The organism is Pantoea sp. NPDC088449, assembly GCF_044753225.1.
GTDB classification, from domain to species: domain Bacteria; phylum Pseudomonadota; class Gammaproteobacteria; order Enterobacterales; family Enterobacteriaceae; genus Pantoea; species Pantoea floridensis.
Genome location: NZ_JBIVMT010000001.1, coordinates 168,089 through 185,165, shown reverse-complemented (window position 1 = coordinate 185,165; position 17,077 = coordinate 168,089). Strand labels below are relative to the sequence as shown.

At 51.1% G+C, this 17,077-nt stretch carries 15 protein-coding genes; 6 read left to right on the top strand and 9 right to left on the bottom strand.

Annotated elements, in window-relative coordinates:
• Positions 1–9: 9 nt before the first annotated feature.
• The 9 genes from ACIP6T_RS00865 to bolA all read right to left on the bottom strand — a co-directional run bounded on the left by ACIP6T_RS00865 (position 10) and on the right by bolA (position 10,399).
• Positions 10–417 carry a thioesterase family protein gene (locus ACIP6T_RS00865; RefSeq protein WP_097094709.1) on the bottom strand — a complete coding sequence of 136 codons (408 nt, stop codon included), beginning with the start codon at positions 415–417 and terminating at the stop codon, positions 10–12.
• Between the two features lie 101 nt (positions 418–518).
• Positions 519–842, bottom strand: a complete 324-nt coding sequence (locus ACIP6T_RS00860; RefSeq protein ID WP_097094710.1) for a ComEA family DNA-binding protein — start codon at positions 840–842, stop codon at positions 519–521.
• A gap of 139 nt (positions 843–981) precedes the next feature.
• Entirely contained in the window at positions 982–2,850 is a 1,869-nt protein-coding gene (gene ppiD, locus ACIP6T_RS00855) for a peptidylprolyl isomerase (RefSeq protein ID WP_400454844.1), read from the bottom strand.
• Between the two features lie 237 nt (positions 2,851–3,087).
• Positions 3,088–3,360 carry a nucleoid-associated protein HU-beta gene (gene hupB / locus ACIP6T_RS00850; RefSeq protein ID WP_036648244.1) on the bottom strand — a complete coding sequence of 91 codons (273 nt, stop codon included), beginning with the start codon at positions 3,358–3,360 and terminating at the stop codon, positions 3,088–3,090.
• Between the two features lie 213 nt (positions 3,361–3,573).
• Positions 3,574–5,928, bottom strand: coding sequence for an endopeptidase La (lon, locus tag ACIP6T_RS00845; RefSeq protein ID WP_097094712.1), 2,355 nt, complete (start codon positions 5,926–5,928; stop codon positions 3,574–3,576).
• 187 nt (positions 5,929–6,115) lie between these two features.
• Positions 6,116–7,387 carry an ATP-dependent protease ATP-binding subunit ClpX gene (gene clpX, locus ACIP6T_RS00840; protein WP_097094713.1) on the bottom strand — a complete coding sequence of 424 codons (1,272 nt, stop codon included), beginning with the start codon at positions 7,385–7,387 and terminating at the stop codon, positions 6,116–6,118.
• 129 nt (positions 7,388–7,516) lie between these two features.
• Complete coding sequence (gene clpP / locus ACIP6T_RS00835) at positions 7,517–8,140, bottom strand: ATP-dependent Clp endopeptidase proteolytic subunit ClpP (RefSeq protein WP_007886971.1); 624 nt, start codon at positions 8,138–8,140, stop codon at positions 7,517–7,519.
• Between the two features lie 335 nt (positions 8,141–8,475).
• A complete protein-coding gene (tig, locus tag ACIP6T_RS00830) occupies positions 8,476–9,780 on the bottom strand; it encodes a trigger factor (protein WP_097094714.1) in 1,305 nt (434 codons plus the stop codon).
• A 301-nt stretch (positions 9,781–10,081) separates the two neighbouring features.
• Positions 10,082–10,399 carry a transcriptional regulator BolA gene (gene bolA, locus ACIP6T_RS00825; protein ID WP_176519194.1) on the bottom strand — a complete coding sequence of 106 codons (318 nt, stop codon included), beginning with the start codon at positions 10,397–10,399 and terminating at the stop codon, positions 10,082–10,084.
• A gap of 263 nt (positions 10,400–10,662) precedes the next feature.
• Between bolA and ACIP6T_RS00820 the strand changes: the two genes are divergently transcribed.
• The 6 genes from ACIP6T_RS00820 to ACIP6T_RS00795 all read left to right on the top strand — a co-directional run bounded on the left by ACIP6T_RS00820 (position 10,663) and on the right by ACIP6T_RS00795 (position 17,077).
• On the top strand, positions 10,663–11,241 hold the full coding sequence (locus ACIP6T_RS00820; RefSeq protein ID WP_097094715.1) for a lipoprotein: 579 nt from the start codon (positions 10,663–10,665) through the stop codon (positions 11,239–11,241).
• A gap of 54 nt (positions 11,242–11,295) precedes the next feature.
• Positions 11,296–12,771: a muropeptide MFS transporter AmpG gene (gene ampG / locus ACIP6T_RS00815; protein ID WP_400454837.1), complete on the top strand. Its 1,476-nt coding sequence runs from the start codon at positions 11,296–11,298 to the stop codon at positions 12,769–12,771.
• Positions 12,772–13,220: 449 nt separating this feature from the next.
• Positions 13,221–14,147 (top strand): cytochrome o ubiquinol oxidase subunit II, encoded by a 927-nt coding sequence (cyoA, locus tag ACIP6T_RS00810; protein WP_097094717.1) that lies wholly within the window; start codon positions 13,221–13,223, stop codon positions 14,145–14,147.
• A 4-nt stretch (positions 14,148–14,151) separates the two neighbouring features.
• A complete protein-coding gene (cyoB, locus tag ACIP6T_RS00805; protein ID WP_097094718.1) occupies positions 14,152–16,134 on the top strand; it encodes a cytochrome o ubiquinol oxidase subunit I in 1,983 nt (660 codons plus the stop codon).
• Positions 16,134–16,748, top strand: a complete 615-nt coding sequence (locus ACIP6T_RS00800; protein ID WP_007886985.1) for a cytochrome o ubiquinol oxidase subunit III — start codon at positions 16,134–16,136, stop codon at positions 16,746–16,748. The genes cyoB and ACIP6T_RS00800 overlap by 1 nt, the downstream gene beginning before the upstream one ends.
• Entirely contained in the window at positions 16,748–17,077 is a 330-nt protein-coding gene (locus tag ACIP6T_RS00795; RefSeq protein WP_007886986.1) for a cytochrome o ubiquinol oxidase subunit IV, read from the top strand. Before ACIP6T_RS00800 ends, ACIP6T_RS00795 begins: the two co-directional genes overlap by 1 nt.

The window sequence follows — 17,077 nt, the reverse complement described above, 5'->3', positions numbered from 1 at the left end:
CCACTGGCGTCAGTCACTTTCCGCCATCAGAGAAGCCAAACGCTCACGTAATTCTCCTTCCATCGGTACCGCTTTTTGCGTGCGCAAATCAATACAAACAAAAGTCAGTGCGGCATCGGCCACAACTGAGTTATCACTGGCCAGCAGCACCCGCTGTGTAATGACACCGCTTTTACCGCTCAGCTGTGACACTTCACTTTCAATATTGAGTACGTCGCCCAGCACCGCTGGACGACGGTAATTGATATTAATATTGACCACCACAAACGCCAACTGCTGCTCCATCAGCCAATGAAACGCATCGACATCCTCCAGCCACTGCCAGCGCGCCTCTTCAAGAAACTCCAGATAGCGCGCGTTATTCACGTGCTGATAAACATCCAGATGATAACCGCGCACTTTAATTGTGGTTTGCATTGTAGCTCCTGTTCAGGCTGAGAATGACAACTGGTAAGACCTGTTGAGCATAGCACAGCCTGAATTCAGGCTATTTCATTCCTTCAAAGTCGCGAGTCGCTTCACAGTTTAAGCCGATCGCTATTCCGCTCAATCAATGCGCTGCCAATACCGGGAACCTCCTTAAGTTGCTCAATGGCAGTAAACGGACCGTACTGCTCGCGATAACTGACAATCGCCTGAGCTTTTTTCAGTCCAATACCATTCATACCTGCGGCGAGTTGTTCGGCGGTGGCAGAATTGATGCTGACCTGCCCTTCCTGTGGCGTTGAGACCTGGGTCGACTGCGTTTCGCTGGGACTTTCGGCAGCCGCCAGTCCGGTGGTATAAACTGCGCCACCCAGCGCCAGCGTAATGCATAGGGCTTGAAACGTTGATTTCACCATGCTGTGTTTCTCCTTGTGTTTGACAGCCACAGCAGGGTGTCACAGCTGAAATCAGGGCTCAAAAGGGCAATTTCAGAAATGGAAAAGGCCGCATAAGCGGCCTTTCGATATTGCAGTGATTTAACTTTTTTTGTGAGGCTTACTGGTTTTGTGCAGCGGCGCCGTACTTAATCTTCGCCTCTTTACGCAGGTTTTCCAGCAGCGCTTCGAAGGCGATTTGCGCATTATTTTGCGTCACACCTTTCACCATCTCATCGATCTGCGCTTGCGGCATATTGCCCGCACTGACTTTATCCAACGCAACCAGCACCACGTTGCCCTGCATATCTTCGCTCACGCCCCAGGACGGCTTATTATCCGTCGGTTGTGGCAGATTAAAGGCCGACTGTGCCACTGGATCTTGCGCGTTACGATCAAACGATTTGCTGGCGCTCAGCGTCAGGCCCGCAGCTTGCAGTGCATCCGCTTTGCCGGCTTTCAGATCGGCCAGCAGTTTGTCTGCTTGTGCTTTCGCCTGTTGCGTTGCTTTATCGTGCTTCAGGGTATCCACAATCTGCGCTTTAACCTGATCCAACGGCTTCACCGCTTCCGGCTTATGCTCGCTGATACGCAAGACGAAGGCGCGATCGCCATCTACAGAGATGATGTCGGAATTGTTTCCTGGCGCACCGTTCTGTCCCACTAAACCACCGTTAAAGATGGCCTGCTTAACCTGGTCGAAATCCAGATCGGCTGGCAGATTATCACGCGTAATCCAGCCGGTTTCCGCCACTTTAAGACCTGAAGCCTGCGCAGCACCTGCCAGCGATTCGTTATCGTTGCTGGCCGCTTCGCTCACCTTCTGCTGCATCTTGTAGAAAGCATCAACCGCTTTTTCTTGTTTCACTTTGTCGGCAATGGCGTCATGTACTTCAGCCAGCGGCTTGACCTGCTCCGGCTGGATGTCATCCAGACGCACCACCAGGAAACCAACAGAAGATTTGATAGCGCCGGAAAGCTGGCCTTTCTGCGTCAGGTTGGCGTTTTTCAGCTCATCTGGCGTAGTGTTAGGTTCCAGCCAACCCATGTCGCCGCCTTTGCGGGCTGAAATGGGGTCGATGGATTTGCTTTTCGCCAGTGCGGCGAAATCTTCACCCTTCTTAAGCGCCTCAACAACCGCGTTTGCATCGGCTTCCGTTTTGGTCTGAATCACGCTGTAGCGGTTACGCTGTGGCTGTGAGTAATCGGCTTTATGTTGATCGTACCAGCTCTGAATATCTGCTTCGCTGGCGTTTTCCTGCAGGCTCGCGGCATCCATTTTGATATAGCTTACGCGGAACTGCTCCGGTGCCATAAAGCTGTTTTGATGCTGCTGATAATATTGGCTGACCTCTTCATCACTGGCAGTCTGCTTAGCCGCAAGTGCGTTGACATCAATTACCGCCTGACGGATTTCACGCTGCTGTGAAACCAGATCGACCAGCTTGCCGGTTTCGCCTTTCAGCATGAAATCGGTATTAGCAATCGCGTTGATCAGCTGCTGGGTTGCCAGCTGCTTACGCAGTGCTTCGGCGTATTGATCTGCCGTAAAGCCCATGCTGGTTATCAGACCGCTATATTTAGCGTTATCGAACTTACCGTTGGTCTGGAAAGCTTTTTGATTGAAAATCGCCTGCTTAACCTGCTCATCGCTAATGCCAATGTGCAGATCTTTGATGTACTGATCGAGCAACGCCTGATCAATCAATTGCGACAGCGCCTGTTGACGCATTTGCTGCATATAACCTTCATTGCTGGCTAACTGCGAGAACTGATCGCCTAGCATCTGCTGCTGACGATTGCGCTCATTGTTATAGCCCTGCTCCAGTTCTGCGCGACTGATCTCGTGACCATTAACTTTAGCAGCATAATCATTGCCGCCACCAATCAGGTAGTTGCCCACCCCGGTGAGTACGAAAGACAGGATGATCAATCCCAAAATAATCTTGAGCACGACATGATTCGACGCCGCGCGTAAATTGTCCATCATGGTATGACAACACTCCGCTGTAGTGTGAATGTAAAGCTTTGACACGATGTCATCATCGTGCAACTGCTGTTCAGGCTGGCAGTTGGCAACCATGCGGAGACAACAACCATAGGCTATCGCCGCGCATCAAGAATAAAAAAGGCACATCAAAAATGATGTGCCCGTATGTTACATGAGAACGGCTTTTGCGTCCTCAATCCATGGAAGAAAATGCTTCAATGGAGGTATCAGCGGTCATTAATTGACGGAATCTTTCAGTGCTTTACCCGCACGGAAGCCCGGAACTTTACCAGCCGGAATGGTCAGCTCTTTACCGGTTTGTGGGTTACGGCCTGTACGAGCTGCACGCTCACGCACAGAGAAAGTACCGAAACCGACCAGTGCCACTTCATCACCGCCTTTCAGAGCTTCGGTAACGGAGTCCATGAATGCATCTAAAACACGTCCCGCTGCTGCTTTAGAAATGTCAGCATCTGCAGCAATTTTGTCGATCAACTGTGACTTATTCACTCTATTCATCCCCTCTTTTATTATTCACATCGCACCCGTGCTTCCCGCCCGGTGCGAACGCGCAGCAAGTTATATCAAGCCTGTGGAGCCGAAACAACGGTATTCATCTTAATCGTTGATCCAGCAGCCCACTAAGTTAGCGGCACAAAAAAAAGCTGGCAAGCACCATTTTGCCTGCCAGCTTCGCTTTTTAGCGGTTTATGCCGCTAATCACTATTTTGCGGTTGCAACCTGCATGCCGTAAGGCGCATTTTCGAGTGCCAGGTTCAGCACTTCTTCAATACGCTTCACCGGGTGAATCTCCAGATCGGCAATCACGTTCTGTGGAATATCTTCCAAATCGCGCTTGTTTTCGTCCGGGATCAGTACCGTTTTAATGCCACCGCGGTGTGCTGCGAGCAGTTTTTCTTTCAGGCCGCCGATCGGCAGGACCAAACCACGCAATGTAATTTCGCCTGTCATCGCCACATCAGAACGCACCGGATTACCGGTTAAGCAAGAGACCAGCGCGGTGCACATGGCGATACCTGCACTCGGACCATCCTTTGGTGTTGCACCTTCAGGCACATGCACGTGGATGTCGCGTTTTTCGTAGAAATCAGCATTGATGCCGAGTTTCTCCGCACGCGCACGCACAACTGTCAGCGCGGCCTGAATCGATTCCTGCATCACTTCGCCCAGCGAACCGGTATAGGTAAGTTTTCCTTTGCCTGGCACGCATGCGGTTTCGATGGTCAGCAGATCGCCGCCCACTTCTGTCCATGCCAACCCGGTGACTTGCCCCACGCGGCTTTCGCTTTCAGCACGACCATAATCAAAGCGCTGTACGCCAAGGAAATCCTTGAGGTTGTCACCGTTGATCACGATATGTTTTTTCGATTTGTCCATCAGCAGCGTTTTTACCGCTTTACGGCACAGCTTGGAGAGTTCGCGCTCCAGACTACGCACGCCCGCTTCACGGGTGTAATAGCGAATAATACCGACAATGGCGCTATCATCGACAGTAATCTCTTTGTCTTTCAGCGCATTACGCTCAATTTGCTTCGGCAGCAAATGTTGCTTAGCGATGTTCAGCTTTTCATCTTCGGTATAACCGGAAAGACGAATCACTTCCATACGGTCAAGCAGCGGTGCCGGAATGTTCATGGAGTTGGAGGTCGCCACAAACATCACGTCAGAGAGATCGTAATCGACTTCCAGATAGTGATCGTTGAACGCAATGTTCTGCTCGGGATCCAGCACCTCAAGCAGCGCTGAAGCTGGATCGCCACGCATATCAGACGACATCTTGTCGATCTCATCCAGCAGGAACAGCGGGTTTTTCACGCCGACTTTCGCCATTTTCTGGATCAGTTTGCCCGGCATAGAACCGATGTAGGTGCGACGATGTCCGCGGATTTCCGCTTCATCACGTACACCGCCCAGCGCCATACGCACATATTTGCGTCCGGTAGCCTTAGCAATTGACTGGCCCAGCGAGGTTTTACCTACGCCTGGCGGTCCAACGAGGCACAGAATCGGCCCTTTGATTTTGCTAACGCGACTTTGCACCGCAAGGTACTCAAGGATGCGGTCTTTGACGCGCTCTAAACCATAATGGTCGATATCCAGTGTCTCTTGCGCTTTACGCAGGTCTTTTTTCACCTTGCTGCGCGCGACCCATGGAACCTGTACCATCCAGTCGATGTAACCACGAACTACCGTAGCTTCTGCAGACATCGGCGACATCATTTTCAGCTTCTGCAGTTCAGCTTCCGCTTTTTCACGCGCTTCAGTCGGCATTTTTGCCGCTTCAATTTTACGTTTCAGCGCCTCGTATTCGTCAGGCGCGTCATCCATTTCGCCCAGCTCTTTCTGAATGGCTTTCATTTGCTCATTCAGGTAATACTCGCGCTGGCTTTTCTCCATCTGCTTCTTAACGCGGTTGCGAATGCGCTTCTCAACCTGCAGCAGATCGATTTCTGATTCCATCATCGCCATCAGATATTCCAGACGTTCATTGACGTCGGACATCTCCAGCACCGACTGTTTGTCAGCCAGTTTTAGCGGCATATGCGCGGCTACGGTGTCGGCCAGACGGGCCGCATCGTCGATGCTGTTGAGGGAAGTTAATACCTCAGGCGGGATCTTTTTGTTGAGCTTGATATAGCCTTCAAACTGGTTGATGGCCGTGCGCACCAGCACTTCCTGCTCACGCTCTTCAATTTCAGGTGAGATCAGGTATTCGGCTTGAGCAACGAAATGGTCGCCATTATCCGCCAGCGTGGTGATGTGCGCGCGCTGCAAACCTTCAACCAACACTTTTACTGTGCCGTCTGGAAGTTTCAGCATCTGCAATACAGAAGCGACGGTCCCTACTGAGAAGAGATCGTTAATGCCAGGTTCATCCGTTGAAGCCTCTTTCTGTGCAACCAGCATGATTTTTTTATCATGATCCATCGCGGCTTCTAGGCACCGAATCGATTTTTCCCGGCCAACAAACAACGGAATTACCATGTGCGGATAAACCACCACGTCGCGCAAAGGCAACACGGGGATTTCAATGCGTTCAGAACGCTCAGGATTCATAGAGCTCTCTCTTAGTTTAATGTCCGCCAGGTGATGGGTACCGCGTAATTGAGGTTTTGCAGTTAAACCCACAGGATATTGAGTATATGGGGATGCTTGTACGACATTCAATGTCACTGGCGAGAGAAAAACAAAAGGGGAAAGATTTTCCCCTTTTTTAAGACATCAACGTAGTGCGATTGTTTATTTATTCACCAGAAGCCTGGGCTTCGTGCTTTCCATAAATCAACATTGGCTCAGATTGACCCTCAATAACTGACTCATCAATCACTACTTTTTCGATATCATCCATTGAAGGCAAGTCATACATGGTTTCGAGTAGTGCGCCTTCCACGATGGAGCGCAGACCACGAGCACCTGTTTTACGCGACATCGCTTTTTTGGCGATAGCCGTTAATGCCTCGTCACGGAACTCAAGTTCAACGCCTTCAAGATTGAACAGCGCCTGATACTGTTTTGTTAACGCGTTCTTAGGCTCACGCAGGATCTGAATCAACGCCTCTTCGCTCAGTTCGCTCAGCGTTGCCACAACCGGTAGACGACCAATGAATTCAGGAATCAGGCCAAATTTAATCAGATCTTCAGGTTCAACCTGCGACAGCAGTTCACCTTCGCTCGCTTTCTGCGATTTACCTTTCACCGTTGCACCGAAGCCGATACCGGATCCTGTCTCAACGCGTTGAGAAATCACTTTGTCGAGACCGGCAAATGCGCCACCACAGATGAACAGAATCTTAGAGGTATCAACCTGCAAGAATTCCTGCTGCGGGTGTTTACGTCCACCCTGCGGCGGTACGGCAGCCACGGTGCCTTCAATCAGTTTCAACAGCGCTTGCTGTACACCTTCGCCCGAAACGTCACGGGTGATCGACGGGTTGTCTGACTTACGAGAAATCTTGTCGATCTCATCGATGTAGACAATGCCGCGCTGTGCTTTCTGCACGTCGTAGTCACATTTTTGCAGCAGCTTCTGGATGATGTTTTCAACATCTTCACCCACATAGCCCGCTTCGGTCAGCGTAGTGGCATCGGCCATGGTAAATGGCACATCCAGTAAGCGCGCCAGCGTTTCTGCCAGCAGGGTTTTACCGCTACCGGTTGGACCGATCAGCAAAATGTTACTTTTGCCCAGTTCGATGCCATTGCTGGTATCGCCATTGCGCAAGCGTTTGTAGTGGTTGTATACCGCTACCGCGAGCACTTTCTTCGCCCTTTCTTGACCAATTACATAATCATCAAGGTGATGGCGGATTTCATGCGGCGTCGGCAGTGAGCTGCGCTCGCGATGCGGCGCAACTTCTTTGATCTCTTCACGAATGATGTCGTTGCAGAGATCAACGCACTCATCGCAAATGTACACTGACGGCCCGGCAATTAGCTTACGGACTTCATGCTGGCTTTTGCCGCAGAAAGAGCAGTACAGCAACTTACCTGAACCGTCTTTGCGCTTATCTGTCATCAGCTAACCTCTTTTGTTTCTCAGACCAAATTTGTTGTACGGCTCTGGCCGCACATCAACGGCCGATATTCATTCAACCCATCTGCCTGTTCCCCGTTAACTATAGCGTAAGGGACAGACAGATGTGTCTTATTGGCGATGCGTCAGGATTGAATCGACTAAGCCATACTCTACCGCTTCGCCCGCTGAGAGGAAACGATCGCGCTCGGTATCGCGTTCGATCTCTTCCAGCGATTTGCCGGTGTGCTCAGCCATCAACTCATTCATGCGCTGTTTCACTTTCAGAATTTCACGCGCATGGATTTCGATATCTGTCGCCTGACCCTGATATCCGCCCAGCGGCTGATGAATCATCACACGTGAATTAGGCAGGCAGAAGCGTTTGCCTTTGGTGCCTGCAGTCAGCAGGAACGCGCCCATTGAACAAGCCTGGCCCATACAAATGGTACTTACATCAGGCTTGATAAATTTCATTGTGTCATAAATAGACATTCCCGCAGTAATCACGCCGCCTGGCGAGTTAATGTAGAGGTAAATGTCTTTTTCAGGATTCTCAGCTTCCAGAAACAGCATCTGCGCCACGATCAGGTTAGCCATATGATCCTCAACCTGACCGGTCAGGAAGATCACACGCTCTTTGAGCAGGCGAGAGTAGATGTCGTAGGAACGCTCGCCGCGCGAGGTTTGTTCAACCACCATAGGCACCAGCGCCATGTGCGGTGCAGTAAATTCACGATCGCCACTGTATGACATTACCGTCTCCTGATAAATTTCATTGGCAACATTCTGTACCGATTTTACGTGAGGCGCGCCGGGAAAACTATGCGCGGTCCTCTCACTCCGACATAACAGGACGGTTAATCAGCCAGTCTCACTGTTTTCATGCATTCTCCCTGTATCTGGGGATGCTGCCCAGTTGTTTCAAGCATAACAACCTTTTGCCCATTCGCTAACACGGAAAAAGAGCTTAGCGGATAATTTGCCGATTAATTAAGCAAATAGACGACAAATCTGCGCACTTAACGCCAGAAACGAAAAAGCCCGCGACTTTTCAGTCACGGGCTTAGCACTTACGGTTAACGAACGAATCAAGCCGCTGAGGTTTGGTTCATCAGTTCCTGGAAGTTAGTGGCTTTATCGGTGACTTTCGCTTTCGCCAGTACCGCTTCAACCGCTTGCTCTTCCAGAGCCACGTTGCGCATGTTGTTCATCAGCTCGCTATTCTTGCTGTAGAACTCAATCACTTCCTGCGGATCTTCGTACGCAGAAGCCATCTCTTCAATCAGCGCTTTAACGCGATCTTCGTCAGCCTGCAGCTCGTTGATGCGAATCACTTCGCCCAACAGCAGTCCAACAACAACGCGACGTTTAGCCTGCTCTTCGAACAGTTCACGTGGCAGTTCCAGCGCTTGCTTCTCGTTGCCACCAAAACGCTGTGCCGCCTGACGACGCAGAACGTCGATTTCGCTGTCGATCAACGCTACCGGTACATCGATTTCGTTAGCGTTAACCAGACCGTCGATCGCCTGAGACTTCACGCGATTACGGATAGCGCCTTTCAGCTCGCGATCCATGTTCTTACGCACTTCAGCACGCAGACCGGCAATTGAACCATCTTCCACGCCAAAGCGCTTGATGAACTCTTCTGTCAGCTCTGGCAGCTCACGGGTTTCAACTTTCTTCAGCACGATTTCGAACTTCGCGTCTTTCCCTTTCAGGTTTTCAGCGTGGTAATCGTCTGGGAATTTCACGTCGATAGTGAAGGTTTCGCCGGCTTTATGGCCAACAACGCCCTCTTCGAAGCCTGGGATCATACGGCCCTGGCCCATTGCCAGCACGAAGTCAGAGGCTTTACCGCCTTCGAATTCTTCACCGTCAACTGAACCGCTGAAGTCGATGGTAGCGCGATCTTCAGCCGTTGCTGCTGCATCGCTCTCTTTCCAGGTCGCCTGCTGCTTCTGCAGGGTTTCCAGCATGGTATCAACGTCAGCGTCGGTCACTTCTACCACTGGCTTCTCAACTTCGATAGCGTCCAGGCCTTTCAGCTCAACTTCTGGATACACTTCGAACTCAACCGCGTAGGTGAAGTCTTCGCCTTCTTTATATTCGCCCGGCACATAGTTTGGTGCGCCAGCCGGATTGATTTTCTCTTTGATGATGGCGTCAACGAAGTTGCGCGTCATCAGCTCGCCCAGCACGTCCTGGCGAACAGAAGCACCGTAGCGCTGAGAAATGATGTGTGCCGGCACCTTGCCTTTACGGAAACCGTCGATACGGACTTTCTTAGCCACTTCCACCAGTTCTTTCTTCACTGCGCTTTCGATGCTGTCAGCTGCAACAGTAATCGAAATGCGACGGCCCAGACCCTGAGTGGTTTCTACTGAAACTGTCATCTTGTTACCTCAAAAAATCACGTGCTCGGTCAACTTCAGACACCACACATAAATGCGCCGTATCCAACAACCGGGACGGCCTCTGCAGGCAGAACCTAATCCCTGTCACCAGAAGCGTCCCGAAGACATTCCGGAAAAATAGACGCCGCATTATAGCGGCATCGCTGGAATGAGTCGAGGCTGCAAACTCACCACTTTTTAGCGGTTTTGCTGCTTTTTTGCGCCGTGGATCGCGTTTAAGGGGAATAAAGGAAAAGAAAACGGCCTGCTGGCCGTTTTTAGATGACGTGGTGATAAGGTTTCAGGCGAGCGTCCCGGCACCGCGACAGTTTGGTGAAGCCAATACGGTATCCTGTAATCCATCCCACTCTTTTTGCGTATAGGTGTGCAGTGCCAGCGCGTGCACGCTGCCTGCTAGCTCAGCGGCCAGTTCACCATAAATGGCGCGATGACGCTGCAAAAAGCGCTGACCGGTAAATCGATCGCTGACAATCACCACTTTAAAGTGACTTTCAGAACCGGCGGGCACGTTATGACGATAGCTCTCATCATGCACTTCAAGATGTGCAGGCTCGAAAGCGTTACGCAGCTTTTCTTCTATTTGTTCGCGAATCATGATTAACACTCCTTTCCGGCGAGCGCTGTGCCCATCTGTATAAATATTAGTAGGTTTTTTGCCGCTTCCGCAGGTTAGCCGGAAATAAATCCCCCGCGCTGCGCATAGTAACCCGCTTATCTGCCAGGTCAACCGGACGACGTTCCCGTTAACCTGAAAAAATCCTTTACAATCAATTTCCATTCGCACGGGGCTTTTTTCACCGCTGCGCAATGCTATGATGGCCGCAGTTTTGCAAACCAACCCATATGCTAACGAGAATGAGTATGTTGAAAAAACTGTTATTCCCTCTGCTGGCTGCATTTATTTTGGCCGGCTGTGCCAGCAACACCACAACACTGGATATTCAACCGAAGATCCAACTTCCTCAGCAAGATCCCAGCCTGATGGGTATTACCATCAGCGTTAACGGTGCCGATCAACGTTCCGATCAGGCGCTGGCGAAAGTCAACCGTGATGGTCAGCTGATCACGCTGACCCCATCGCGCGATCTGCGTTTCCTGCTGCAGGAAGTGCTGGAGAAGCAGATGACGTCGCGCGGTTACATGATCGGCCCAAGCGGTGCAGTTGATCTGCAAATCGTGGTTAACGGCTTATATGCAGACGTGACCCAAGGTAACGTGCGTTATAGCATCACCACCAAGGCTGATATTTCAATTATTGCTACCGCGAAGAACGGTAACAAGCAGGTGAAAAACTATCGCCAGACTTATAGCGTAGAAGGGGCATTCACGGCCACTAACGAGAAAATCACCAACGCCGTTAACTCAACGCTGAGTGATGTGATCGCTGATATGGCGCAGGACACCAGCGTGCATAACTTCATTAAGCAGAACGCCCGCTAATTTCCGCAGTAATCTGCCCGGCGACATTCAGCCGGGCTTCATTTCAGGTTGGTTATGACTTCTCACTATCTACGTATTTTCACCCAACGCAATGCGGCGGTATTGCTGCTGCTGGGTTTTGCCTCCGGCTTACCGCTGGCGTTAACCGCCGGGACATTGCAAGCGTGGATGACGGTAGAGAATGTTGACCTGAAAACCATCGGGTTCTTCTCCCTTGTCGGTCAGGCTTATGTATTTAAGTTTTTGTGGTCGCCGATGATGGATCGCTATACGCCGCCGTTTCTCGGCCGGCGTCGCGGCTGGCTGCTGGTCACGCAGCTGGCACTGATTGGCGGCATTATCGCCATGGGTTTTATGCAGCCGTCACGTGATTTAGTGCTACTGGCTGCGTTAGCGGTATTGGTTGCCTTCTGCTCTGCTTCGCAGGATATCGTGTTTGACGCCTGGAAAACCGACGTGCTGCCGCCGGAAGAGCGCGGCAGTGGCGCAGCCATAACCGTACTGGGTTACCGTTTGGCGATGTTGATTTCGGGCGGACTGGCGCTGTGGCTAGCAGATCGTTATCTCGGCTGGCAGGCCACTTATTGGCTGATGGCGCTGTTAATGGTGCCGGGACTCATCGCAACACTGCTAGCGAAAGAGCCAGCAACGCCAGCGCGGGAACCGCATACATTACGTCAGGCCGTGACCTTTCCGCTGAAAGATTTCTTCCAGCGCAATAATGCCTGGCTGCTGATCACCCTCATCATCCTGTATAAGCTGGGTGACGCCTTTGCTGCATCACTTACCACTACCTTCCTGATTCGCGGCGTTGGCTTCACTGCCGGTGACGTTGGCCTGGTTAACAAAACGCTCGGCCTACTCGCGACGATTATCGGCGCGCTGTATGGCGGAGTGTTAATGCAGCGCTTGAGTTTGTTCCGGGCGCTGATGATCTTTGGCGTGCTGCAAGCCGTTTCCAATTTCGCTTACTGGCTATTGGCCGTGACGTCACCGCACCTGTGGAGCATGGCGAGTGCCGTGTTTATCGAGAATTTGTGTGGTGGCATGGGTACGGCGGCTTTTGTCGCGCTATTAATGACGCTATGTAATAAATCTTTCTCGGCAACGCAGTTCGCGCTGCTTTCTGCCCTTTCGGCCGTTGGGCGAGTTTACGTCGGACCCGCCGCCGGCTGGCTGGTGGAGTTGTGGGGCTGGCCAACCTTTTACGCTTTTACCGTTTTTGCTGGCGTTCCAGGCTTGCTGCTGCTTTGGCTGTGTCGCGGCACCTTGCACCATATCCAGCAAAGTGGCGAGTTTGTGATGCGCAGTTTATGGCCGCAGGGCTATCGCTGGACGGTTCGTTTATTCAGCGTTGGCTGCGGTTTACTGGCCGTGTGGCTGCTCTCGCTCGCCCTGAATGCCACAGGCATGCTGCCGCTTGATGCGCTACTCACGCCGATGTTTGAGATTGGAATGGCTGCTGCGCTGCTCGCCGTTGCTTTAGGCGTAATTTTAGATGCTTTAGCGTTAAGAAAAATGCCCCGATAAAATCGGGATTAGGAAAAGGTTAATTGTTTGCACCGGAATAATTGGCTAAAAATATCGCCTACTCTTTTTTACCAATAGCATTTTTTTTATCGCGAATTAGAAACATTAAATTAACATCAAAGGCTAATATTTAAATCCGGTGAGCAATTAGTTTGTTTAAAAGTCATCGCCAAAATGATGCAGAAATGTTAAATAAATGAGCATTAAGAGTACGGTTTATACTTTCCCTGATTTTTCTGCGGTTTCTATCATTGTTTTTTGTTATATTGACGCCAACTGCTTGTCGCAGTTAATAATTTGTCACCCTGCGTAACATCTGTGACACCCTTAGCAAAAGGTGTCAACAGCCTTCTGACACATCCTTAAGCTGGTTTACACTGCATAAACCTTCCCGTAAAATGCGCGCACACTTAAACGACAATAGAGCCCTTTGTCATTGAGGTCGTTAAATGAGACTCAGTAAATACAATAAAAGTTTGGGGATTTTGTCATTAATTGCAGGCGCTGTATTACTCAGTGGCTGCGATAGTGCGTTGTTAAATCCCAAGGGACAGATTGCACTGGAGCAACGTTCGCTGATTCTGACAGCTTTTGGCTTGATGATGATCGTGGTTATCCCGGCAGTCTTCATGGCAGTATTTTTTGCCTGGAAATATCGGGCAACCAATACTAATGCAACCTATAGCCCTAACTGGTCACACTCAAACAAAGTGGAAGCCGTGGTTTGGACCATTCCGATCCTGATCATTATCTTCCTCGGCGTTTTGACCTGGAAATCAACCCACGCGCTGGAACCAAGCAAACCGCTGGCTTCTGACGTTAAACCGGTTGAGATCGATGTAGTGGCGCTGGATTGGAAATGGCTGTTTATTTACCCAGAACAGGGTATTGCAACCGTTAACCAAATTGCCTTCCCGGCAAATACTCCGGTGAACTTCAAGATCACCTCCAACTCCGTGATGAACTCCTTCTTTATTCCTACTCTCGGCAGCCAGATCTACGCGATGGCCGGTATGCAGACCAAACTGCATCTGATCGCCAACGAGCCAGGAACATTTGACGGTATCTCTGCAAACTTCAGTGGTCGTGGTTTCTCTGGTATGAAGTTCAAAGCCATTGCAACCAAAGACGATGCGGAATTCCAGCAGTGGGTGGCCAAAGTTAAAGCGGCACCTAACACGCTGACCACCATGGATGATTTCGAGAAAGTGGCTACGCCAAGCGAAAATCACCCGGTGGAATATTTCTCAACTGCTAATCCAGAACTGTTCAAGCAAGTTATTGATAAGTTCATGATGAGCCACGGGAAGATGGACATGCCAGAGCATAAAGGTATGGACATGAGTCACGCCGCTTCCGCGGGAGCCGAGGAATAATACGATGTTCGGAAAATTAACACTGGATGCAGTGCCATACCACGAACCCATTATCGTGGTTACGGTTGCCGCTATCATTCTGGGTGGTCTGGCGCTGGTTGCGGCGATTACCTATTTTGGTAAGTGGCAGTACCTGTGGTCTGAATGGTTCACCTCCATCGACCACAAAAAACTGGGTATCATGTACATCATCATGGCCTTCGTCATGTTGCTGCGCGGCTTTGCCGATGCGGTAATGATGCGTACCCAACAAGTGATGGCTTCCGCTGGGGAAGCTGGCATTCTACCGCCGCACCACTACGACCAGATCTTCACCGCGCATGGCGTGATCATGATCTTCTTCGTGGCGATGCCTTTCGTGGTAGGTCTGATGAACATCGCGGTACCGCTGCAAATCGGTGCACGTGACGTTGCCTTCCCGTTCCTGAACAACCTGAGCTTCTGGTTTACCGCGATCGGTGTGATCCTGGTGAACATCTCTCTGGGTGTGGGCGAGTTTGCACAGACCGGCTGGTTGGCTTATCCGCCGCTTTCGGGTGCGGAGTACAGTCCTGGCGTCGGGGTCGATTACTGGATCTGGAGTCTGCAGCTGTCCGGTATCGGTACCACACTGACCGGTATCAACTTCTTCGTTACCATTCTGAAGATGCGTGCGCCGGGCATGGACCTGTTCAAAATGCCGGTATTCACCTGGGCATCACTGTGTACTAACGTCCTGATCATCGCTGCGTTCCCGGTACTGACCGTTACGCTGGCTCTGTTGACACTTGACCGTTACCTCGGCTTCCATTTCTTCACCAATGAAATGGGCGGTAACATGATGATGTATGTCAACCTGATTTGGGTCTGGGGTCACCCGGAAGTGTACATCCTGGTTCTGCCGGTGTTTGGTGTCTTCGCTGAAGTCACTGCAACCTTCTCTAAAAAGCGTCTGTTCGGTTACACCTCACTGGTGTGGGCGACCATCGCGATTACCGTACTGTCGTTCATTGTTTGGCTGCACCACTTCTTTACCATGGGTGCCGGCGCCAACGTAAACGCCTTCTTCGGTATCATGACGATGATCATCGCCATCCCGACCGGCGTGAAAATCTTCAACTGGCTGTTCACCATGTATCAGGGTCGCGTTGAGTTCCACTCAGCGATGCTGTGGACCATCGGCTTCCTGGTTACCTTCTCTATTGGTGGTATGACAGGTGTTCTGCTGGCGGTTCCAGGTGCAGACTTCATTCTGCACAACAGCCTGTTCCTGATTGCCCACTTCCATAACGTGATTATCGGTGGTGTGGTGTTCGGTTGTATGGCTGGCGTGACCTACTGGTTCCCGAAAGCATTTGGCTTCACGCTGAATGAAAAATGGGGTATCCGCGCGTTCTGGTTCTGGATCATCGGCTTCTTCGTGGCATTCATGCCGCTGTATGCGCTGGGCTTCATGGGTATGACGCGTCGTATCAGCCAGGACATCGATCCTCAGTTCCACACTCTGCTGGTGGTTGCAGCAGGCGGTGCGGCGCTGATCGCTTGCGGTATCCTGTGCCAGATTACCCAGTTCTACGTTTCAGTGCGTGACCGTGACCAGAACCGCGATCTGACCGGTGACCCGTGGGGTGGCCGTACGCTGGAGTGGGCAACTTCTTCACCACCGCCGTTCTATAACTTTGCCGTTATCCCACAGATTCACGAGCGTGATGCATTCTGGGAAATGAAAGAGAAAGGCGAAGCGTACAAGCAGCCAGAAAAATATGAAGAAATTCATATGCCGAAAAACAGCGGTGCAGCTGTTGTTATCGCGGCTCTGATGACTGTCTTCGGTTTCGCAATGATCTGGCATATCTGGTGGCTGGCTGGCCTCACCTTCCTGGGTACTATCGTGACCTGGATTGTGAAGAGCTTCGATGAAGACGTGGATTACTACGTACCGGTTGCCGAAGTCGAGCAGATCGAGAAGAAGCACTTTGACGAAATCAGCAAAGCAGGTCTGAAATAATGTCAACTGAAACTGCAAAACACCACCACGACGCCCATGCGGAGCATGGGCATCACGATGCAGGAGCCAATAAAGTCTTTGGCTTCTGGATCTACCTGATGAGTGACTGCATTATCTTCGCAACCCTGTTTGCGACCTATGCAGTTATGGTCAATAACACTGCCGGTGGCCCGGCAGGTAAAGACATCTTTGAACTGCCGTTCGTTCTGGTCGAAACCGCGCTGCTGCTGCTCAGCTCCATTACTTATGGCATGGCAGTGATCGCGATGAACAACCAGAACAAGGGCTCGGTCATCAGCTGGTTAGCCTTGACCTTCCTGTTCGGTGCAGGCTTCATCGGGATGGAAATCTATGAATTCCATCACCTGATCAAGGAAGGCTTCGGTCCTGACCGCAGCGGCTTCCTGTCAGCGTTCTTTACGCTGGTCGGCACGCACGGTCTGCACGTGACCTCTGGTCTGATCTGGATGGCAGTGATGATGTTCCAGATTTCTAAACGTGGTCTGACTGCAACCAACCGCACCCGTATCATGTGCCTCAGCCTGTTCTGGCACTTCCTGGATGTGGTGTGGATCTGCGTATTCACCGTTGTCTACCTGATGGGAGCCATGTAATGAGTCATTCTGTTAACGAACATGGCGCTTCGCACGGTAGCGTGAAGTCTTACATGATCGGCTTCGTCCTCTCGATCATCCTGACTGGTATTCCGTTCTGGATGGTGATGGATGGCGGCGCTTCACACGGCACTATTCTGGGTGTGGTTCTGGTGTGTGCGGTGGTTCAGGTGCTGGTTCACCTGGTCTACTTCCTGCACTTAGACAGCAAATCAGAAGGTGGCTGGAACATGGTGGCCATCGTCTTCTCAGCACTCATCATCTTGATTGTTGTTGTAGGCTCACTGTGGATTATGTGGAACCTCAACTACAACATGATGGCCCACTAA